21 protein-coding genes and 1 tRNA gene are annotated in these 20,471 nt (G+C 71.8%); 18 read left to right on the top strand and 4 right to left on the bottom strand.

Annotation, left to right across the window (positions count from 1 at the left end; genetic code table 11):
• Window positions 1-20 precede the first annotated feature (20 nt).
• From CLV56_RS19820 to CLV56_RS19800, 5 genes are read left to right on the top strand one after another with little or no spacing between them, the layout of a single operon-like run.
• Window positions 21-3,359: a hypothetical protein gene (locus tag CLV56_RS19820; protein WP_100415570.1), complete on the top strand. Its 3,339-nt coding sequence runs from the start codon at window positions 21-23 to the stop codon at window positions 3,357-3,359.
• A complete protein-coding gene (locus CLV56_RS19815) occupies window positions 3,359-5,422 on the top strand; it encodes a tail fiber protein (RefSeq protein WP_039342029.1) in 2,064 nt (687 codons plus the stop codon). Before CLV56_RS19820 ends, CLV56_RS19815 begins: the two co-directional genes overlap by 1 nt.
• 28 nt (window positions 5,423-5,450) lie before the next feature.
• Window positions 5,451-5,786 (top strand): hypothetical protein, encoded by a 336-nt coding sequence (locus CLV56_RS19810; protein ID WP_039342032.1) that lies wholly within the window; start codon window positions 5,451-5,453, stop codon window positions 5,784-5,786.
• On the top strand, window positions 5,783-6,367 hold the full coding sequence (locus CLV56_RS19805; RefSeq protein ID WP_039342035.1) for a hypothetical protein: 585 nt from the start codon (window positions 5,783-5,785) through the stop codon (window positions 6,365-6,367). Before CLV56_RS19810 ends, CLV56_RS19805 begins: the two co-directional genes overlap by 4 nt.
• 2 nt (window positions 6,368-6,369) lie before the next feature.
• Window positions 6,370-6,570, top strand: a complete 201-nt coding sequence (locus tag CLV56_RS19800) for a hypothetical protein (RefSeq protein WP_039342037.1) — start codon at window positions 6,370-6,372, stop codon at window positions 6,568-6,570.
• A gap of 184 nt (window positions 6,571-6,754) precedes the next feature.
• Here the strand turns inward: CLV56_RS19800 and CLV56_RS19795 are convergent, their stop codons facing one another.
• The 4 genes from CLV56_RS19795 to bcp form a co-directional block, all read right to left on the bottom strand.
• A complete protein-coding gene (locus CLV56_RS19795) occupies window positions 6,755-7,246 on the bottom strand; it encodes a hypothetical protein (RefSeq protein ID WP_039342040.1) in 492 nt (163 codons plus the stop codon).
• Window positions 7,243-7,455, bottom strand: a complete 213-nt coding sequence (locus CLV56_RS19790; protein ID WP_039342043.1) for a hypothetical protein — start codon at window positions 7,453-7,455, stop codon at window positions 7,243-7,245. Before CLV56_RS19790 ends, CLV56_RS19795 begins: the two co-directional genes overlap by 4 nt.
• A 139-nt stretch (window positions 7,456-7,594) precedes the next feature.
• Window positions 7,595-7,676, bottom strand: a tRNA-Leu gene (locus tag CLV56_RS19785).
• Window positions 7,677-7,866: 190 nt separating this feature from the next.
• Complete coding sequence (gene bcp / locus CLV56_RS19780; RefSeq protein WP_039342047.1) at window positions 7,867-8,334, bottom strand: thioredoxin-dependent thiol peroxidase; 468 nt, start codon at window positions 8,332-8,334, stop codon at window positions 7,867-7,869.
• Window positions 8,335-8,422: 88 nt separating this feature from the next.
• On the opposite strand from bcp, the gene CLV56_RS20735 reads away from it, so the two are divergent.
• The 13 genes from CLV56_RS20735 (at window position 8,423) to CLV56_RS19715 (ending at window position 20,464) form a co-directional block, all read left to right on the top strand.
• Window positions 8,423-8,707, top strand: a complete 285-nt coding sequence (locus tag CLV56_RS20735; RefSeq protein WP_157805235.1) for a DUF3618 domain-containing protein — start codon at window positions 8,423-8,425, stop codon at window positions 8,705-8,707.
• The gene (locus CLV56_RS19770; protein ID WP_039342050.1) at window positions 8,708-9,028 is read left to right on the top strand and encodes a GroES family chaperonin; all 321 of its coding nucleotides are present in this window, start codon (window positions 8,708-8,710) and stop codon (window positions 9,026-9,028) included.
• A 24-nt stretch (window positions 9,029-9,052) separates the two neighbouring features.
• Window positions 9,053-10,183, top strand: coding sequence for an FUSC family protein (locus CLV56_RS19765; protein WP_100415568.1), 1,131 nt, complete (start codon window positions 9,053-9,055; stop codon window positions 10,181-10,183).
• A gap of 174 nt (window positions 10,184-10,357) precedes the next feature.
• Window positions 10,358-11,878, top strand: a complete 1,521-nt coding sequence (locus CLV56_RS19760; RefSeq protein WP_039342053.1) for an ABC transporter substrate-binding protein — start codon at window positions 10,358-10,360, stop codon at window positions 11,876-11,878.
• Window positions 11,875-12,822 (top strand): ABC transporter permease, encoded by a 948-nt coding sequence (locus CLV56_RS19755; RefSeq protein ID WP_039342055.1) that lies wholly within the window; start codon window positions 11,875-11,877, stop codon window positions 12,820-12,822. Before CLV56_RS19760 ends, CLV56_RS19755 begins: the two co-directional genes overlap by 4 nt.
• Entirely contained in the window at window positions 12,819-13,682 is an 864-nt protein-coding gene (locus tag CLV56_RS19750) for an ABC transporter permease (RefSeq protein WP_039355788.1), read from the top strand. Before CLV56_RS19755 ends, CLV56_RS19750 begins: the two co-directional genes overlap by 4 nt.
• Complete coding sequence (locus CLV56_RS19745) at window positions 13,679-14,494, top strand: ABC transporter ATP-binding protein (RefSeq protein ID WP_100415567.1); 816 nt, start codon at window positions 13,679-13,681, stop codon at window positions 14,492-14,494. The genes CLV56_RS19750 and CLV56_RS19745 overlap by 4 nt, the downstream gene beginning before the upstream one ends.
• Window positions 14,491-15,324: an ABC transporter ATP-binding protein gene (locus CLV56_RS19740; protein ID WP_039355790.1), complete on the top strand. Its 834-nt coding sequence runs from the start codon at window positions 14,491-14,493 to the stop codon at window positions 15,322-15,324. Before CLV56_RS19745 ends, CLV56_RS19740 begins: the two co-directional genes overlap by 4 nt.
• Window positions 15,321-16,001 carry a TetR/AcrR family transcriptional regulator gene (locus CLV56_RS19735; protein ID WP_039355793.1) on the top strand — a complete coding sequence of 227 codons (681 nt, stop codon included), beginning with the start codon at window positions 15,321-15,323 and terminating at the stop codon, window positions 15,999-16,001. Before CLV56_RS19740 ends, CLV56_RS19735 begins: the two co-directional genes overlap by 4 nt.
• On the top strand, window positions 15,998-17,092 hold the full coding sequence (locus CLV56_RS19730) for an agmatine deiminase family protein (RefSeq protein ID WP_100415566.1): 1,095 nt from the start codon (window positions 15,998-16,000) through the stop codon (window positions 17,090-17,092). The genes CLV56_RS19735 and CLV56_RS19730 overlap by 4 nt, the downstream gene beginning before the upstream one ends.
• The gene (locus CLV56_RS19725; RefSeq protein WP_039355796.1) at window positions 17,089-18,069 is read left to right on the top strand and encodes a nitrilase-related carbon-nitrogen hydrolase; all 981 of its coding nucleotides are present in this window, start codon (window positions 17,089-17,091) and stop codon (window positions 18,067-18,069) included. Before CLV56_RS19730 ends, CLV56_RS19725 begins: the two co-directional genes overlap by 4 nt.
• Window positions 18,066-18,869 (top strand): dimethylargininase, encoded by an 804-nt coding sequence (ddaH, locus tag CLV56_RS19720; protein WP_281254281.1) that lies wholly within the window; start codon window positions 18,066-18,068, stop codon window positions 18,867-18,869. Before CLV56_RS19725 ends, ddaH begins: the two co-directional genes overlap by 4 nt.
• Window positions 18,869-20,464: an amidohydrolase gene (locus CLV56_RS19715; RefSeq protein WP_100415565.1), complete on the top strand. Its 1,596-nt coding sequence runs from the start codon at window positions 18,869-18,871 to the stop codon at window positions 20,462-20,464. The genes ddaH and CLV56_RS19715 overlap by 1 nt, the downstream gene beginning before the upstream one ends.
• The last annotated feature ends 7 nt before the right edge of the window (window positions 20,465-20,471 follow it).

The raw sequence follows: 20,471 nt of genomic DNA, 5'->3' as shown, positions 1-20,471 counted from the left end.
AGAAGGGCTGGTGAGCGGCGATGGCGAAGCCGATCAGGATCTCGATCCTGGCGAACGCGAGCCAGGCCCAGCGTGAGGTCAACGGCTTCTCGTCGTCGCTGAAGCGCACCCTCGGCGCCGGCGCCGCCCTGATCGGCGTCGCCGGCGTCGTGCAGGGCTTCAAGTCCGTCACCGACGCCGCCTCGGGCGCCCAGCAGTCCATCGGCGCGACCGAGAGCATCTTCAAGCAGTACGCCGACACCGTCGTGTCCGAGTCCGAGCGTGCCGCCGACAAGTACGGCCTGAGCGCCAACGAGTACCGCGAGAACGCCAACCTCCTCGGCGCCCTGTTCAAGGGCCAGGGCGTCGACCTGGACAAGCTCGCCGGCAAGACCGAGCAGATGATCGGGGTCGCGGCCGACCTGTCCGCCCAGTTCGGCGGCTCGACCAAGGAGGCCGTCGAGGCGCTGTCGAGCGCGTTCAAGGGCGAGACCGACCCGATCGAGCGCTACGGCATCAGCATCAAGCAGAGCGACGTGAACGCGCGCCTGGCCGCCAAGGGGCAGGACGAGCTGACCGGTGCCGCCCGAAAGCAGGCCGAGCAGATCGCCCGGACCGAGCTGATCCTGAAGGGCTCGGCCGACGCCCAGGGCACGTTCGCCAAGGAGTCCGACACCCTGGCCGGGTCGCAGCAGCGTCTGACGGCGCAGTGGAAGGACGCCCAGGCCGAGCTCGGCCAGCGTCTGCTGCCCGTCCTCACCGACGTCACACAGTGGCTGTCCGGCCAGCTTCCCCGGGCGATGGACGCCACCGAGAACGCCTTCGACGCCGTCGGCGACGTGGTCGGCCCGGTCGTGGACCTGTTCGAGTCGATCCCCGGCCCGCTCAAGTCCACCGCCGCCCAGGCCGCGGTCGCCGCGCTGGTCCTGCCGCGGCTCACCGGCGCCCTCGCGGGCGTGTCCGGCGGCCTCACCACGTTCTCCGCGCGGCTGCGCCAGACCCAGGCCGAGCTGACCTACGCCGAGACCCGCACCCAGCGGCTCCAGGCCGTCACCGCCGGGCTCGGCAGCACCGCCCGCACCGTCGCCGGCATCGGAGGCATGGTCGCGCTCACCCAGGGCCTGACAAACTCGAACTCGGCCGCAGGCGCGCTCCAGTCCACCGTCGGCGGCGCGGCGCTCGGCTTCTCCGTCGGCGGCCCGCTCGGTGCGGGCATCGGCGCGACCGCCGGGCTGCTGAGCGGCGTGCTGGTCCCAGCGCTGAAGGACTCCGGCGACGCCTCGGCCGACCTGTCGCTGAAGAACCAGGACCTGATCGACACCCTCAACGAGCTGACCGGCGCGACCACCAAGACCACCCGCGCTGTCGTCGCGAAGAACCTCCAGGACCAGGGCCTGTTCGAGACCGCGAACTCGCTCGGGATCCCGACGTCGAAGCTGGTCACCGCCGCGCTCGAGGGCGAGGGCAAGGCCTACGGTCTGATCGCCGGCCGGGCCAACGCCCGGGTCTCCGCGCTCGACAAGGAGATCGCCGCGCAGGAGGCGCTGAAGATCAAGCTCGACGAGCGGCGGATCCAGCGCGGCTACGAGGTCGAGTCGGAGGAGGCCGCGCTCGACGCGACCGAGCGCAAGCTGAAGGCGTTGAAGTCGGAGAAGTCCGAGCTGGAGAAGCTGGCGAAGACGACCAAGGGCCAGGCCGACGAGGTCGACAAGGCCACCAAGAAGCAGCAGGCCTACGCCCAGAGCCTGTTCGACATCGGCAGCCTCGCCGGCAAGGTCCCGAAGAAGGTCTCCACCAAGCTCGAGACCCCCGGCTTCGTCGCCACCAAGCGCAACCTCGCCGAGGTCGTCGCGACGTCGGGCGACCTCGACCGCAAGCAGATCGCGCTGATCCTCAAGGCCGTCGGCTCCGACGCCTCGGTCAAGGAGATCCGCACCGCGGCGAAGAAGATCGAGCAGGAGGCCGCCCAGGGCGGACGCAACGCCTCGAGCAACCTGCGGTCCCCGGTCGCGAAGTCCTTCAACGGCATCGGCGGGCAGCTCGGCGCCGACCTCCGCGCTGCCGTCTCCAGCGCAGGCACGACCGCCAGGACCACCGCATCCTCGAGCGGCTCCGGTGTCGGCTCGGCGATGGGCGCCGGCATCGCGTCCGGGATCGCGTCGCAGAACGGGATCATCCAGGCCGCCGCCGAGCAGGCCGTGCTGAACGCCGAGCGCGCCGCCAAGGCCCGCGCCGAGGTCAAGTCCCCGTCGCGGCTGATGGCCCGCGTCGGCAAGCAGATGGGCGCCGGGCTCGCGGTCGGGATGAAGGAGGCCCGCCCGCTGATCAAGGCCACCGGCCGTGCCACCGTCGACTGGCTCACTCAGGGCCTCGACGAGGGCGCCTCAGGCGTGCGGTCGAACTTCGACAAGGTCATCCGCAAGATCGGCAAGACCTACGAGAAGACCACCGAGAAGGACTTCAAGCCGCGGATGGAGCGGGCCTGGAACAAGTGGCTCACCGACGCGACCAAGGGCCTGCAGAAGAAGGCGAACGCCTACCAGCGGCAGCTCAACCGCGTCGCCCGCCAGCAGCAGCGCGTGACCGACCTGATCCAGCGCCGCAACCAGTTCGCCGCCTCGGTGCGCTCCTCGATCGTCGCCGAGGGCTCCCTGACCCAGTTCGGACAGAACGAGGACGGCACAGTCTCGCTGTCCAACCTGATCGACCAGCTCAAGGACCAGGCACAGGAGTCGAAGCGCTTCCAGGCCCTGATCCAGACGCTGACCAAGCGGGGCCTGAACAAGACCGCGATCCAGCAGCTCCTCGACGCCGGCGTCGAGGGCGGCCTCGCGACCGCCGAGGCGCTCGCCTCCGGCGGCAAGGCCGCAGTCAAGGAGGTCAACAAGCTCCAGGGCCAGATCAGCACCTCGGGCAAGGTCCTCGGCACCCAGACCTCCAAGACGATGTACGACGCCGGGATCAAGACCGCCCAAGGTCTCCTGCGCGGCATGAAGTCCCAGCAGCGGCAGCTCGAGCGGCAGGCCACACGCATGGCCCGCGCGATCGCCAAGGCCGTGAAGAAGGCGCTGAAGATCAAGAGCCCGTCCGGCGTGTTCGAGGACATCGGCGGCCAGGTCACCGACGGCCTGGTGATCGGCCTCGACGACTACCGCGCCGCGAAGGCCGGCAAGGTCCTCGCCGGGTCTCTGGTCGACGGCTTCGACAAGCCGACCCTGCGCGCCGACACGCTCTACGACCCCTGGAGCGACCCGAACCGGGCGGGCACGGTCAGTGTCCGGCTCACCGCCGATCAGGTCTCGGCGCTCCAGCGCGGCCGCGCGATCCAGATGGACCTCGACGCCTACCGCGCCGCCGGCGGCCGGGTGAGGGCTGTCTGATGGCCCAGGAGTTCAAGACCGTCGACGTGCTCCGCCTCGAGGTCGCCTACGACCCCGGGTGGCCGGTCAACCTCGCGGTGAACCCAGGCGGCGACCTCGGCGTCGGGGCGTGGGGATGGATCCCGGCCGGCGCCGGCAGCCTCAAGGCCTCCGACGTCCTGGGTCCCGTGGTGCTGCGCTACTCCACCGGTGGCGAGGGCAGCGAGCCCGACTTCTTCTACACCGAGCCGATGCAGGTCCTGGCGGGCCAGTACGCCGCGGCGTCGTGGAACCTCCAGAACATCTCCAGCAGCACCTACTACCGCGCCTCGCTGGAGTGGCTGGACTCGTCCCTGACCGTCCTGTCGGCGTCGACGCCGACCGGCTACCTCAGCGCCGAGACCGTCACCACCTACGGATCCCACCTCGCACCGGCCGGCACCACCGCCTTCCGGCTGCGCTTCGACATCTCCACCAACACCGGCACTCCGCTGCCGTCCGGACGAGTCTTCGACGTCAACGAGGTCGTCGCCGCGGTCGCCGACACCGCCGGCGAGCTGGCCGACCTGTCCGACCTCGACCCGGTCCCGTACGTCGACGTGCTCGGCCCGACCCACGACATCAAGGTCACCCGCGAGGCCCTGAACACCGGCACCCTGACCGCGACCATCCTCGACGCCAGCCTCGACCCCTCGACCGCCGACACCATCCGTCCCGGCCGCCACTGCCGCCTCGTCGGACTGTTCGGTGACGGGTCCTGGCGTCCGTTCTTCACTGGCAAGGTCGCCTCGGCGAACGTCACCTACGAGTACAAGCGCAGCGGCGTCCCCGACCCCAAGCGCGCCCGGATCGAGCTGACCGCCGTCGACAACCTCGCCACCCTCGCCAACACCAAGCGCACCGAGGGCGTCGCGACGATCGACGAGCTCCCGCACGTCCTCCAGGGCTGCGGCGTGCCGTGGAACTGCAACGGCAACGTCAACAACTTCACGCCCACCGCGATCGTCGCGCTCAACGAGAACGCCTCGGCCGTCGACCAGGTCGCGATCACCCGCGACACGAACCTCGGCTACGCCTGGGTCGACCACGCCGGCGTCTTCCAGGTCCACGACGCCGACGACATGTCCCCGATCTGGCTGACCGTCGGCCCCGGCGACTACACCGACCTCGACCTCTCCTACAACACCGAGGACTGCGTCAACGAGGTCAACCTCACCTTCCTCCGCCACAACCCCTCGACCGGCGAGACCGAGGAGGTCGCCTACGGCCCGTACCGCGACGAGGCCTCGATCGCGACCTGGGGCGTACGGTCGGCGACCTACACCGTGCAGGGCATCGCCGAGGAGACGGCCGACCTCGCCGACTACGCCGACGCGATCCTCACCGCGAACTCGACACCGGCCGTCCGGGTCAACTCGATCACCCGCACGCTGACCACCGACACCCACGTCGCCTCCGCGACGAACTCGTCCTACTGGGACCTCTACGGCGGCCTCGGCGTCGTCGTCGGCGAAGAGGATCCGGTCCACCTTCGGATCACCGCCATCGAGCACACCATCACCCCGGAGAAGTGGCTGGTGCGCTACAGCCTGACCCAGCCGACCACCGTCGCCGCGCCAACCTTCACGCCGTCGCCGCAGACCGGCGCCGGCGGCAAGACGATCGGCCAGCTCCTGCGCCCCGTCGGCGAGGTCACGATGTGGTTCGGCGCCTCCGCCGACGTGCCCGCCGGGTGGCTGCTCTGCGACGGCTCCGCCTTCTCCGGCACCGACTACCCCGACCTCGAGGACCTGCTCGGCGGAACCACGCTGCCGAACTTCACCGACCGGTTCCCGATCGGCGCCGGCACCAAGGCGCTCGGCACCTCCGGCGGCAACAACACCGTGACGCTGACCCAGGGCAACCTGCCGTCCGTGCCGATCCGGCACACCTCGAACACCGAGCAGACCGGCGCAGGCATCCGCGTCACCAACATCGGCGACCTCACCGGCGGCGGCGGCTCCGCGGCCACCCTCGGCTCGAGCAACCCGGTCAACGTCCTGAACCCCTGGCGCGCCCTGTGGTTCATCATCCGCGCCCGGTAGGGCCCAACCCTCTCGGGAGGAAGAACCAGTGAGCGAAGTGCAGACCACCATCACCTGGTCCCTCGGGACGCTGCTGACGCTGTGCACCATCGCCGGGCTCGCCACGAAGTTCATCCTCGTGCCCTACCTGCGCGAGCACCTCGTCAAGCCCGTCGAGCTCGTCAAGAAGCAGGTCACCGAGAACCACCACAGCAACACCCGCCCGACCGTGCTCGACCGGATCGACGACGTCCAGCAGGCCGTGGTCACCCTCGGCAACCGGCTCGAGGACGACCGCAACGCGCTCCAGCGCCACCTGGACTGGAGCAACAACGAGTTCCGAGAGGTCTGGAAGGCCCTCGGCAAGCGAGAGGACACACCGTGACCAAGCCCGCGCCGCGCATGGGAGAGGCCGCCGTCGCCTACGCCGCCGGCAAGATCGGCCACAACAAGATGCCCGAGGCCGGCTACTGCCAGCTCTTCACCCGCGGCTGCTACGGCGTGCCGTCCAGCGGGAACTTCGACGGCGACAAGGACGCCGACGCGGTCGACGCGTGGAAGCGCGCCAAGGCCCACGGCACCGTCGTCGCCACCACGAAGTCGCAGAAGATCCCGCGCGGCGCCGCCGTCTACTGGTCGGGCGGCTCCAACGGCCACGGCCACGCCGCCGTCGCGCTCGGCAAGGGCCGCGTGATCTCCACCGACGTCAACGGCGCCCGCTCGGTCGGCCGCGCCCACATCGACGACCTCTCGCGGCGTTGGGGCCTGACCCTGCTCGGCTATGTCCTGGTCGACGGCAACGGCTACCAGTTCCGCAAGCGCCCGATCCGGCGGCCGGCCGACGTCGGTACCGCGATCCAGGCCGCACGCGAGGCCCGCAAGAACGCCAAGGCGTCCGGGAAGAAGGTCCGCACCCGGCGGACCAACCGAGCCCTGTCCTGGCTCTACAAGATCGGGAGGAAGTGATTATGAACCTCGAGACCCTCAAGCCTGTCGCCAAGGCCCTCGTCGGCGCGTCGATCGCGACCCTGACCGCGCTCGGCACCGCACTCGCCGACGACCACGTCACCACCGCCGAGTGGGTCACCGTGGCGCTGGCAGGCCTCGGCACCCTGTACGGCGTCTGGCGCGTGCCGAATGCGAAGGCGAAGTCCGCCGCCCAGAGCTAGGCTGGCCGGCATGTCGCAGGCTCACCCGTCCCGCTCCTGGCGTGGCTGTGCAATGTGCAAGCCGCAGAAGCGCCGCGGGCAGGGCAGGCGCCAGCGTGACCCCATCGCCGTGCAGCGCAAGCTCGGCAAGCGCCGGCGCTACAGCCGCAACGACGTCGGCGACTGAGCGACGGCGCTTCCTCGCTCAGTCGTCGATCCCCGCGATGTACGCCGCGGCCCGCACGAGGTCCTCAGCGAGTGCCTGGGCCTGCGACGGGGTGAGGTACTCCTCGTCGCCGATCCGACCGCCGATCGCGACCCGAGGCTCGTCGCTGACCGTGCGGTCCAGCGTCACCGCGACGTCGCGGCTGATGACGTGCTCGTGCCACCCCAGGTCACCGGGGTCGTCGCCGAATCCGTGGCTGGTGCACCACGAGAGCTCCTGCGGGCAGGGGCCGGTGCGATCCGGCAGCCGGTTGTCGGCGACTGCCAGCCAAAAGACGTCAGCGGGGATCGAGGTGGTCGCTACGAGCACAACTCGATCGACATGCTCTTCGGGAGCCGAGCATGATGTCGGCTCGTCGAGCTTGTCCAGCAGGGTCGCCACGACGCCTCCGACGTCGTAGACCTCGCCGGCGTCCGGGCCGAGTGCGTCGTCGACAGCGCGGTACAGCGCCGCCGGGTCGATGGTGCTCATGCCGCCACCGCCTCGACGTCGCGGCGGACGTACGCGGCGACCTCGGGCACGTCGAGCGTGCCGTCGGGCCTCATCACGACGTAGGCGCGCGGGTTCGTGCCGTCGTCAGCACGGATCGCGGCGTCGTCGCCCGAGCAGAGCTGCTCCAGCGTGGTGCAGGCCAGGACCGTTCGGGCCGGGCCGGTGGGTACGGTGTGCGTACGGTTCACGGTTGCCTCCGTGGATCGAGGCCCTGGGTCGGAGTCGCCGCTCCGCCCGGGGCCGTTCTGTTCCGGAGGCCCTATCGCACGTATGTTGCACGCGAAGGGCCGCCGACCTGTTATCGCAGGTCAGCGGCCCAAAGATCGGTGCCGGTGACAGGACTCGAACCTGCACGTCTCGCGACACAGGAACCTAAATCCTGCGTGTCTACCAGTTCCACCACACCGGCGTGTGCGGGGCCAAGTCTAGGGGCCAGTCCGTGGTTCGACGCGGGGTGAGGGACGAGCCCCGATCGAGAACGGGGGTCTCGATCGCTCGCTCCGCTCGCGCCTCGACCAGCGGAGGGTTGCGCTCGCGCCTCGACCAGCGGAGGGCATCGTTCGCTCCGCTCGCGCCTCGACCAGCGGAGGGGCCGAGGGTCAGATCGCGAGCTGGCGGAGCAGGCGCTCGACGTGGCCGGTGGCCTTGACGTTGTACTGGGCCGAGGTGATGGCGCCGTCCTCGTCGACCACGAACGTGGAGCGGATGACGCCCTCGATCACCTTCCCGTAGAGCTTCTTCTCGCCGAACGCGCCCCAGGCCCGCAGAACCCCCTTGTCGGGGTCCGAGAGCAGCGTGATGCCGAGGCCCTCCTTCTCGCGGAACTTCGCGAGCTTCTCGGGCTTGTCCGGGGAGATCCCGAGCACGGTGTAACCGGAGGCGTCCAGCGACTCCCGCTCCGCGGTGAAGTCGCAGGCCTCCTTCGTGCAGCCGGGGGTCATCGCGGCGGGGTAGAAGTACACGATCACCTTGCCGCCGCGCAGGTCCGACAGCGTCACCTCGCGACCGGTGTCGTCGGTGAGCGTGAAGTCCGGCGCGGTGTCACCTGGCTGCAGTCGAGTGGTCATAGCCCCTATCCTTGCCTATCGGTACCGTGACATCGAGAGGCGAGTCGTCCCCGGGCCTGTCCAGGCCCCCGGCGAGCGAGGAGACACCGTGAGCACGCATTCCCGGCCGGAGGTCCCGACGACGATCACGGGCACGCCCGACGAGCTCGTCGCGCAGATCGACGAGGCGCGGGCCCGGTTGGCCGGCACGATCGACCAGCTGGTCGACCGGACGGCGCCGAAGAACGTCGCGCGCCGCACGCTGGCGGACATCAAGGCGAAGTTCGTCACCGAGGACGGCCAGCCGCGGATGGAGACGATCGGGCCGGTCGTCGGCGGGACGGTCGTGCTCGTGGGCCTCGTCGTCCTGATCCGCAAGATCGTGAGCGACTGAATGGCCGACGGCCTCCCGATCCGGATGCTCCACGACCGGTTGCTGGTGTCGTTGGACAACGAGTCCGGGGACCGTCGGTCGACCGGCGGGATCGTGATCCCGGCGACCGCCGCGATGGGCCGCCGGCTGTCCTGGGCCCGGGTCGAGGCGGTCGGGGGCAGCGTGCGGACGGTCCAGATCGGCGACCGGGTGCTGTTCGACCCGGACGAGCGCGCCGAGGTCGAGGTCCGGGGCCGCGACCTGATCCTGCTCCGTGAGCGTGACCTCCACGCCGTCGCCGCCGAGCGGATCGACGACGACCAGACCGGGCTGTACCTGTGACGAGCTGACGGCGCGGGCGCGGCGATGGCTCGAGGGCAGGGGTTCCTGACGCGGGTGGGGGAGCGGGCCGACGCCCGCACCACCCGGCTGCCGAGCTCGCTGCGGTCCCGTCTGATCGCGGTCCGTGCAGAGACGACCAGCCTGGTCCAGGTCGCGGTGGCCGCCGGGCTCGCGTGGTTCGTGGCGCACGACCTCGTCGGACACCCGCAGCCGTTCTTCGCGCCGGTCGCGGCGATCCTGGTGATCTACGGCGGAGCCGGCGGACGCTGGCGCATCACCGTCGAGCTGGTCGTCGGGGTCTCGGTGGGCGTGCTCGTCGGTGAGCTCCTCATCATGGTCATCGGCCGCGGGGCGTGGCAGATCATGGTGATCGTCTTCCTCGCGGTGGCCGCCGCGACGTTCCTCGGCCTGCGCGGCCTCGCGCGTACGCAGGCGGCCACGTCGGCGAGCCTCCTGGCCGCGATCGCGCCGCTGTCGTCGGGCGACCCTGCGATCGGGAGGTTCATCGACGCCTCGGTCGGTGGGCTCGTCGGGCTGGCCCTCGTGCTGCTGGTGCCCATGAATCCGGTCCGTCGGCTCGACAGCCAGGTGAAGCGCGTGCTCGCCGGGCTGTCGATCGCGCTGCGTGACATCGAGGCGTCGCTGCGGCTCGGCGACGCAGGGCCGGCGTGGACGGCGCTGCAGGAGGCGCGCGGGCTCCAGCCGGTGATCGAGTCGCTCGGCGGCACCGTCGACTCCGCGGCGGAGGTCGCCCGGCTCTCGCCGTTGCGGTGGCGGCAGCGGACCCACGTCGACCTGTACGTGTCGGCGGTCCGCGACGTCGACAACGCCGTGCGGGACACGCGGGTGCTCGCCCGCAGGGTGCACACCATGCTGCGGCACGGCGAGCGGTCGCCCGACGGGATGCCGGAAGCGGTCGGGCTGCTGCACCGCTCCGTCGGGGTGTTCGCCGACGACCTCTCGCTCCAGTACGCCTTCGACGAGGCGCGCTCGCAGCTGATCGAGGCGGCGCGGCTCGCCACGACGGCGCTGCCGAGCGCCGCGACGATCAACGACGCCGCCGTGGTCGCCCAGGTCCGGGCGATCGCGTCGGACCTGCTGTACGCGACCGGGATGACCCAGGCCCAGGTCGACCGCGCCCTCGACCACGGCTGAGGGCGATTCGCCCCGGCATTGCGCCTAATTCCGTCGTCGGGCGCGGCGTGAACAACGGTTTCCGTCGCGTAAAGCCCTCGTAAATGTCGGCGCAACCCCTTGCCAAGGGCGTCCGGCGGGCCTAGTTTGAACGAAACTTTGAACCCGACTCAAATTTTCGTCGAAGGGTCACCCATGTTCCGTCGTCTCGCCGGCCCCCTCGCCGCGGCCGCCCTGCTCGCTCTCTCCGCCTGCTCGCCCGCCGCGACCGACGCCGACGCCTCCGGCGACCCGGTCGCGGGCGGCACGCTCGACGTCGTGCGCGCGAACCCGTTCGAGGGCTTCGAGCTCGACAAGCAGACCCTGAACTCCTCGTACCAGATCTCGCAGGCCGTGATCGAGCCGCTGATCCGGACGTCGGGAGACGGCACCGAGCTGGTCCCCGGCCTCGCGACGGAGTGGACGTTCAACGACGACAGCACCGTCCTGACGCTCACGCTGAACCCCGACGCCACCTTCAGCGACGGCAGCCCGGTCACCGCCGCCGACGTCGCGTTCTCCGTCGACGTCTGGAAGCAGGGAGCCAACTACGGCGCGACCTACTCGGCCGTCGAGGCGACGAAGGTCGTCGACGACCACACGATCGAGCTCCACCTGGTCGCGCCCGACACCACCTTCCCGGTCTACCTCTCCTGGGCCGTGGCCGGTGTCGTGCCGAAGGACTTCGGCGGCAGGACCGCGCAGGCCTTCTGGAAGCAGCCGGTCGGCGCCGGCCCGTACACGGTCTCGACGTGGAGCACCAACGGCGAGGTCGTGCTCGAGCGCAGCGACCACTACTACCGCGAGGACCGCCCGTACGTCGACGAGATCGTCAGCACGTTCGCCAGCGACCCCAACTCGATCGTGCTCCGGCTCCAGTCCGGCGAGATCGACACCGCCGACGAGATCCTCCCGGTGACCGCGGACAGCCTCCCCGAGCAGAACGTCCAGGCGGAGTCCGAGCACCTGACGCCGCTGCTCCTGATGAACACCCAGGACCCGGCGCTGTCCGACCCCGCCGTCCGCCGCGCGATCGGGTACGCGATCGACTACGACGCGATCGTCAGCACGGCGCTGCGGGGGTACGGGGTGGTCCCGACGGGTGCGCTGCCGACCAACAGCCCGAACTGGGCGCCGCCGTCGGAGCCGTACTTCAGCCAGGACGCCGCCCAGGCGCAGGAGCTGCTCGACGGCGCCTCCTCGGCACCGGCGAAGCTGACGTTCACCTATCCGAACGACCCGAGCTCGACGCTGATGGCGCAGATCATCCAGGAGAACCTCGCGGCGGTCGGCATCACCGTCGACCTGCGCTCGGCCGACGCGTCCACGAACTTCGCGTCGATCTCCGGCGGCGACTACCAGCTCGGGATCTTCGCCTACAACGCGATCTCGCCCGACGTCGCCGACCCCGCGTGGTACGTCGCAGCGACCAGCTCGATGTTCACCGGGGCGCCCGTCGACGACCTGATCGGCGACCTCACCGAGTACGCCGCGGCTGCGACCGAGGACGACAAGAAGTCGATCGTGACCCGGATGCAGGACCGCTGGTCCGAGCAGGCCCCGTTCCTCGCGCTCGCCCACATCTCGGCGCTCGAGGCGGTCGGTGACGACGCGCACGGCGTCGACATCACCCCGTGGGGCACCTACTACTTCGACGACGTCTGGACGACCGAGTGAGCAGCCGGTACGGGTTCATCGTCCGGCGGGTCCTGAGCCTGGTGCCGCTCCTGCTGGGGATCCTCCTGCTCGTGATGCTGCTGCTCAGCCTCACCCCGGGGGACCCGGCGCGGCTGGTGGCCGGCCCGCGGGCCCCGCAGTCGCAGGTCGACGCGGTCGCACACCAGCTCGGGCTCGACCAGCCGGTGCTGACGCGCTACGTGGACTACGTCGGGCAGGTGCTCTCGGGCGACCTGGGCACGTCGTTCAAGTCGGGCCAGACGGTCACCTCGCAGATCGCCGCCCAGCTTCCGGTCACGCTCTCGGTGGCCGTCGCGGGCGTGCTGCTCGCCCTGCTGATGGCCGTCCCGCTGGCGGTCCTCGCCGCGCGGCGTCCGGACGGTCCGGTCGACCACGCCGTACGGGCGCTCGGTGTGCTCGGGATCGGTCTGCCGACGTTCTGGGTCGCGATCATGGCGATCCGTCTGATCGCCCTGCCGACGGGCTGGTTCCCGGTCGCCGGGATCGGCGACGGCGGGATCGAGTACGCGCGCTCGCTCGTGCTGCCGGCCTTCGTGGTGGCGATCGGGATCGCGCCGCCGATGATCCGCAGCCTGCGCGCGCGGATGATGGAGCTGTCCGACGCCGAGTTCGTGCTCGCGGGCCGCACGCTCGGCTACGGCGGCGTCGGACTGCTGCGCCGCTTCCAGCTCCGCAACGCCGTCCCGCCGCTCATCACGGTCACCGCAGCCCAGGCCGGCTACGCGCTGTTCGGCACGGTGGTCGTCGAGGTGGCCTTCGGCCTGCCCGGGATGGGCCAGGGTCTCGTGACCGCGGCCAGCACCCGTGACTTCCCGCTCGTCCAGGGGTACGCGATCGTCTTCGCGGTGCTCGTCGTCCTCCTGTACCTGCTCTCCGACATCGTGACCGCGATCGTCGACCCCCGCGTGAGGATCAGCGCATGAGCACCAGCACCCTCCAGGCGGGGCCGCTCGGGTCCGCCGCAGCCCAGGCCTCCACCCGCAAGGGCGGCCGCTGGAAGCTGACGATCGGACTCGTCGTCGTCGGCCTCTTCACGCTCACCGCCCTGCTCGCTCCGTGGCTCGCCCCGTACGACCCGATCGCGCAGGACGTCACGAACGCCCTGCAGCCGCCGTCGTCCGTCCACTGGCTCGGCACCGACGAGCTCGGCCGCGACCAGCTCAGCCGGATCATCTACGCGGCCCGCGTCGACCTCCCCGTCGCCGCTCTCGGCACGATCCTGCCGTGCCTCCTCGGGACGACGCTCGGCGTGATCTGCGGGTACGTCGGGGGCTGGTTCGACGCGGTCGTGATGCGAGTCAGCGACCTGCTCCAGGCCTTCCCGATGTACATCCTGATGATCGTGCTGGTCTTCAGCCTCGGGCCGGGCGTCCGCTCGCTGCTGATCAGCTTCACGATGGTCGGCTGGGTCGTGTACGCCCGGCTGATCCGCGCCGAGGTGCTGCGGATCCGGTCCTCGGAGTACGTGACCGCCGCCGTCACGGCCGGGTTCGGCACGGGCCGCATCATCGTCCGGCACGTCCTTCCCAACACCCTCAAGCAGACCGTCGTCTACCTCACCTCGGACCTCGTGTTCGCGGTGACGGCGCTGGCGGCGTTCTCGTTCCTCGGGTTCGGGGTCCAGCAGCCGACGCCCGAGTGGGGAAGCATGATCGCGGCCGCGCAGCCGTACATCACCACCGCGGCGTGGCTCACGGTCGTGCCGGGTCTGGTCATCACCGCCCTCGCCTTCGGGTTCGCGCTCGTCGGCGACGGCCTCCAGGACAGGGGTGCCCGCCGATGAGCCCGACGACCGCGACACCGACCACCGGCCACGCTCCCGTACGGGACGACGCGCCGGTGCTCCGCCTCGACGACCTGCGGGTGGCCCGCGCCGACGACGACCACGAGCTCGTCCACGGCGTCTCGCTGGCGCTGCGGCCGGGCGAGACCCTCGGGATCGTCGGTGAGTCCGGCAGCGGCAAGAGCCTGACGCTGCGGGCGGTGATGGACATCCTGCCGCCCACGCTGCGCGCCACCGGCACGGTCGAGCGGACCGGCCGCGCCGCGATGATCTTCCAGGAGCCCGCGACCGCCCTGAACCCGACGATGCGCGTCGGCGACCTGGTCGCCGGCACGTGGCGTCGCCACCACCCGGGTACGTCGCGTCGTGACGCCCGGCGTGCGACGGTCGAGCTGCTCGACAGCGTCGGGATCGACCGCGCCGCCGAGCGGGTCCGGGCGTGGCCGCACGAGCTGTCCGGCGGGATGCGGCAGCGCGTGGTGATCGCGGCGGCCCTGTCGGTCGACCCCGACGTGCTGCTCTGCGACGAGCCGACCACCGCGCTCGACGTGCGCGTCCAGGCGCAGATCCTCGACCTGCTCCGCGCGCTCGTCACCGAGCGCGGGACCGCGATGGCGTTCGTCAGCCACGACCTCGCGGTGGTCGCGTCGGTGTGCGAGCGGATCGCCGTGATGAGGCTCGGCGACGTCGTCGAGTCCGGGACGACCCGGGCCGTGCTCGCCGACCCGCAGCACCCGTACACCCGCGAGCTGCTCGCCGCGAACCTCGCGCGCCGGCTCGCCACCCGCGAGGTCGAGGAGGTCAGCCGATGACCGCACTGCTCGAGATCGAGCACGTCACCGTCCGCTTCGGTCGCGACCCCCGGCCGTGGGACCGACTGCTGGGGAGCGGCAACGCCCCCGTAACCGCAGTCGACGACGTCAGCCTCACGGTCCCGCGCGGCGGCGCGGTCGGCATCGTGGGGGAGTCCGGGTCCGGCAAGTCCACGCTGATGCGGGCCGTGATGGGCCTGAACGACGTCGCGTCGGGACAGATCCGCTACGACGGCCGGCCCCTGCGACGCCGCCGCGACGCCGCGACCCGGCGCGCGATCCAGATGGTGTTCCAGGATCCCGGCACGACCCTCAACCCGGCCCGTACGGTCGCGTCCACGCTCGCAGAGCTGCTCGACGTGCACGATGTCGTGCCGTCGGCGCGGACCGAGACGCGGGTCGCCGAGCTGCTCGACCAGGTGCACCTGTCGACCTCGGTCGCGCACGCCCGGCCGCACCAGCTGTCGGGCGGGCAGAAGCAGCGGGTGGCGATCGCCCGCGCGCTCGCGCTCGAGCCGCAGGTGCTGATCGCCGACGAGGCGACCAGTGCGCTCGACGTGGTGGTGCAGGCCTCGGTGCTGGACCTGCTCGCCGAGCTGCGCCGTACGGCGGGGATCACGCTGGTCTGCGTGAGCCACGACCTCGACCTGGTGCGCTACGTCTGCGACGACGCGGCCGTGATGCGGCAGGGTCGTGTGGTGGAGAGCGGTCCGGTGGACGCGGTGTTCGCGGCGCCGGCCGACGCCTACACCCGAGAGCTGATCGACGCAGCGCCCATGCTGCCCGACGGCCGCGACCTGGTCACGACCGAGAACGGAGCGCACCCGTGAGCACCAAGCGTCAGGAGCGGCGCAACGAGATCGCCCGCGCGGCCGTCGCGCCGCTGAGCGAGCAGGGCTACCGCAACGTGCGGTTGTCCGACATCGGCGAGAGCCTCGGGATGACCGGGGCGCACCTGCTCTACTACTTCGAGTCCAAGTCGGACCTCTTCATGTCGGCCCTGCGGATGGTGGAGCAGGATCTGCGCGCGAGCGCGTACGACGCGTTCGAGACGCTGCCCACCGCCCGCGAGCGCTGGGACTGGCTGCTCGCGGCGGGTGCGCCGATGGGCCTGCACGACAGCGGGCTGCTGATGTGGCTGCAGGCCTGGTCCGAGGCCGTGCACGACAAGGCGGTGCACGACCTGATCAGCGAGCTCGAGCGCGACTGGCAGGGCCTGCTGCGCGAGGTGCTCGCGTACGGCGTGGCGCGTGGCGAGCTGGACGCCGAGACCGACGTCGGGGGGTTCGTCGAGGGGTTCTCGGCGCTGCTCGACGGTCTGACGATCCGTGTCGTCGTGGGCTACCGGCCCGTCGACAAGGCGCAGGCGATCGCGATCAGCGAGCGGTACGCCGCCTCCCAGCTGCACTGGCGCACGGCGGCACCGGACGCGGCGGCACCGGACGCGGCGGCACCGGACGCGGCGGCGGAGCCGCAGACGGACGAGACGAACGGAGACGACGCGTGACGACCTGGCGGATGCCGGCCGAGACCGAGCCGCACGAGCGGACCTGGATGGCGTGGCCCAACGCCCCGTACACCCTGGGCGAGACGCCGGCCGAGGCCGAGGCGGCGTGGACGGCGTGGGCGCGGGTCGCGAACGCGATCGTCGAGCACGAGCCCGTGACGGTGCTCGTGCCGCCGGACGGGATCGCCGACGCACGGCGGTTCCTGTCGGGCGCGGTCGACGTCGAGGCGTGCCTGCTCGACGATGCCTGGTACCGCGACATCGGCCCGACGTTCGTGCTCGGGCCGGACGGCCTGGGCGCGGTGAACTGGGTCTTCAACGGCTGGGGCGGCCAGGACTGGGCGCGCTGGGAGCACGACGGGGTGGCCAGCGAGGCCGCGACCCGGCTCAGCGGCGCCGCGCCGATCACCTCGGCGATGGTCAACGAGGGCGGCGGTCTGCACACCGACGGCCAGGGGACGTTCCTGCTCACCCGCACGGTCCAGCTCGACCCCGGCCGCAACCCCGGCTGGACCGAGACCCAGGTCGAGGCGGAGCTCGCCCGCACACTCGGTGCACGGAAGGTGATCTGGCTCCCGCGCGGGCTGACCCGCGACAACGAGCGGTACGGCACCCGCGGGCACGTCGACCTGCTCGCGACCTTCGCGGCACCCGGGCGGCTGCTCGTGCACGTGCAGCCGGACCAGGACCACCCCGACGCCGCGATCACGGCCGAGAACCTCGCCGTGCTCGCCGACGCGACCGATGCCGACGGCAAGCCGTTCGAGATCGTCGAGCTGACCGCGCCGGAGACGACGCGCGACGCCGACGGCTGGGTCGACTACAGCTACGTCAACCACTACGCGCTCAACGGCGCCGTGGTCGCGTGCACGTTCGACGACCCGCGTGACGCGGACGCGCTCGCGGTGCTCGCGGAGGCGTACCCCGGGCGCGAGGTGATCGGCGTCGACGCCCGCGAGCTGTTCGTCCGCGGCGGCGGCGTGCACTGCATCACCCAGCAGCAGCCGGCCGTACGGGCGGGTGCCGCCGGCGCGGCCGGCGCCGAGAGCGAGGCCGTGATCGAGGCCGCGACGGACGGAGGCCCGGCATGAGGACGATCGTCGGCGAGCCGCTCGGCTCGCCCGCCCGGACCCGGGACCCGGAGCGCGCTGCGCTGCGCGTCGGCCTGGTGCAGCACCAGTGGCGCGACGACCCCGCGGAGCTCGAGGCGGTGCTGGACGACGGCATCGGCTCGGCCGCGCAAGCCGGGGCGAAGATCGTGTTCCTGCCCGAGCTGACGCTGTCGCGCTACCCGGCCGAGGTCCGACCGGAGACGCCGCCCGGCGGCACGGCCGAGCCGCTCGAGAGCGGCCCGACGCACACGTTCGCGGCGCGTGCCGCGAAGCAGCACGGCGTGCACGTGCACGCGTCGCTCTACGAGCGGGCGGAGGGTCCCGACGGGCTCGGCTACAACACCGCGATGCTCGTCGACCCCGACGGCCGCGTCGTGGCACGGACCCGCAAGCTCCACATCCCGGTGACGGCCGGCTACTACGAGGACCACTACTTCCGCCCGGGTCCGGCCGACGACCCGTACCCGGTCGTCGAGGTCGGCGTCACCGGCGCACCACGGCTCGGCATGCCGACGTGCTGGGACGAGTGGTTCCCCGAGGTCGCCCGTGCGTACGCGCTCGGCGGCGCGGACCTGCTGGTCTACCCGACCGCGATCGGCTCCGAGCCCGACCACCCCGACTTCGACACCGAGCCGCTGTGGCGCCAGGTGATCGTGGGGCACGCGATCGCAAACGGGCTGTTCGTCGTCGTCCCGAACCGCTGGGGCTCCGAGGGCCTGCTCACGTTCTACGGCTCGTCGTTCGTCGCCGACCCGTACGGCCGGGTGCTCGCGAGCGCACCGCGCTCCGGCGACGTCGCCCTCGTCGCGACGCTCGACCTCGACCAGCGGCGCGACTGGCTGGAGCTGTTCCCGTTCCTGCGCACACGCCGACCCGACACGTACGGCGCCCTGACCGCACCGCGTACCGACGCCCCGACCGACGTTGCCCCGACCGATCCCAGGAGGAACCCGTGAGCACCGTGGCCCACGACCGCACCGAGACCGTCCGCCCCCGTCACGTCGCCCTCGTCCGGCCGCCGGCCGCGACGCTCGCCGACGGGATCGTCACGTTCATCGACCGGCAGCCGCTCGACCTCGACCTCGCCGGTCGGCAGTGGCGCGGCTACGTCGAGGCGCTGGAGCGCAACGGCTGGCCGACGCTCGAGGTGCCCGGCGACGACACGCTGCCGGACTGCGTGTTCGTGGAGGACGCCGTCGTGATGTTCGACGACCTCGCCGTCGTCACGAACCCGGCCGAGCCCGCGCGCAACCCCGAGACCGTCGGCGCCGAGGCGTACGTCCGTGGCCTCGGCGGGCTCGAGGTCGCGCACATCAGCGCGCCGGCGACCCTCGACGGCGGCGACGTGCTCAAGGTCGGCCGCACCGTGTACGTCGGCCTGACCGGGACCACCAACGCCGAGGGCATCGCGCAGCTCACCGCGCTGCTCGAGCCGCGCGGCTGGACCGTGGTCGGCGTGCCGGTGACGAAGGCCCTGCACCTCAAGAGCGCGATCACCGCGCTGCCCGACGGGACCGTGATCGGGTACGGGCCTGTGGTCGACGACCCGTCGCTCTTCCCGTCGTACCTGGAGGTCCCCGAGGAGCCCGGCGCGCACGTGGTCGTGCTCGCCGACGACGTGCTGCTGATGAGCTCGGCGGCGCCCCGGACGGCCGCACTCCTGGCCGAGCGCGGCTACCGGATCGAGACGGTCGACATCAGCGAGTTCGAGAAGCTCGAGGGCTGCGTGACCTGCCTGAGCGTGAGGATCCGCTGATGACGACGACGCTGTTCACCGCCCGCCGGATCCACACGATGGACCCCGCCGTGACCGGGGCGACCGCCGTCCTGGTCCGCGACGGACGGGTCGTCGCCGTCGGAGACGCTGCGGACCTGCGGTCCAGCGCGCCCGACGCCGGGGTAGTCGACCTCGGCGACGGCGTGCTCACGCCGGGTCTCGTCGACGGCCACAGCCACCCCGTCGCGGGCGTCGTGATGACGGCCGGGGTGGACCTGACCGACGCCCTCGATCTCGACGCGGTCCGCGCGGCGCTCGCGGCCGAGCGCGACCGGCTCGCCGACGGCGACTGGCTGCTCGGCTGGGGACTGAACCCGCGGGTCTTCGGGGCGCAGAACCCGTCCGCGGCGCTGCTCGGGCCGGCGCTCGTCGGCATCCCGTCGTACGTCCAGCTGTACGACGGCCACTCGGCCGTCGCGTCGCCCGAGGCGCTGCGGATCGCCGGCGTGGACGGGCCGCGCGCGTTCCGGTCCAGCGCCCGCGTCGTGTGCGACGCGGACGGGAAGCCGACCGGTCACCTGCTCGAGGCCGACGCGTCGGACCTGGTCGAGCGGCACGTGCCGGAGATGACGCTCGCCGAGCACGGCGCGAAGCTGCGCGCCGAGCTCGACGGCATGGCGGCGTCCGGCTACACCGGGCTGCACGCGATGGACTTCGCCGACCCGGCCGCCGAGCTGATGGAGGCGCTGGAGCGCGAGGGCGACCTGCCGCTGCGGATGGGCTTCCACCCGATCCTGTCGCCCGGCGACGACGTGGAGTCGGTGCTGAAGCTCCAGGGGGCGTCCGGGCGCCGCTGGCGGGTCGAGGGCGTGAAGCTGTTCGTCGACGGCACGATCGACGGCGGCACGGCCTGGCTCGAGCGGCCGGACGTCGAGGGGGAGTCCACGTCGTCGCTGTGGACGGACTTCGGCGCGTTCCGCGAGGCGGTGACGACCCTGCACCGCGCCGGCGTCAACGCAGCCGTGCACAGCATCGGCGACCGCGGCGTACGCGAGGTGCTGGAGCTGCTCGGCGAGCTGCGCGACGCGTACGGACCGCTGGCCCGGCACCGGATCGAGCACATCGAGACCGTGCCGGACGAGGTCGTCGCGCGGTTCGCGGACCGGGCCGCGGCGGCCAGCATGCAGACGCTGCACTGCACGCGCTTCAACCACGCGGACCGCTCGGACTCGTGGTCGCGACGGCTCGGCGACGACCGGGTCGACGACGGCTTCCGGTGGGCGGACATCCGGCGGGCCGGGGGCGTGCTCGCGCTCGGGTCGGACTGGCCGATCGCCCCGTACGACCCGCGGTGGATCATGGCGGACGCGCAGCTGCGCCGCCGGTTCGACCGCCCGGACCTGGAGCCGATCCATCCCGAGCAGGGTCTGAGCGCGCTCGAGGCGCTGGAGGGCTTCACGACGCACGCCGCGTGGGCGTCGGGGGAGGAGGCGACCCGCGGGAAGGTCGCGGTCGGGTACGACGCGGACTTCACGGTGTTCGCCGACGACCCGCTGGAGGTCGACGCCGAGACGCTCGGCACGCTGCCCGTCGTCACGACCGTCGTCGAGGGGGTCCCCCTCCGCGCTGTGTGAACGCAGC

Origin of the sequence: Mumia flava, from assembly GCF_002797495.1 — a bacterium.
Classification (GTDB): domain Bacteria; phylum Actinomycetota; class Actinomycetes; order Propionibacteriales; family Nocardioidaceae; genus Mumia; species Mumia flava.
Note: the sequence above shows the minus strand (reverse complement) of the source record. Positions and strands in the feature narration are given on the sequence as shown.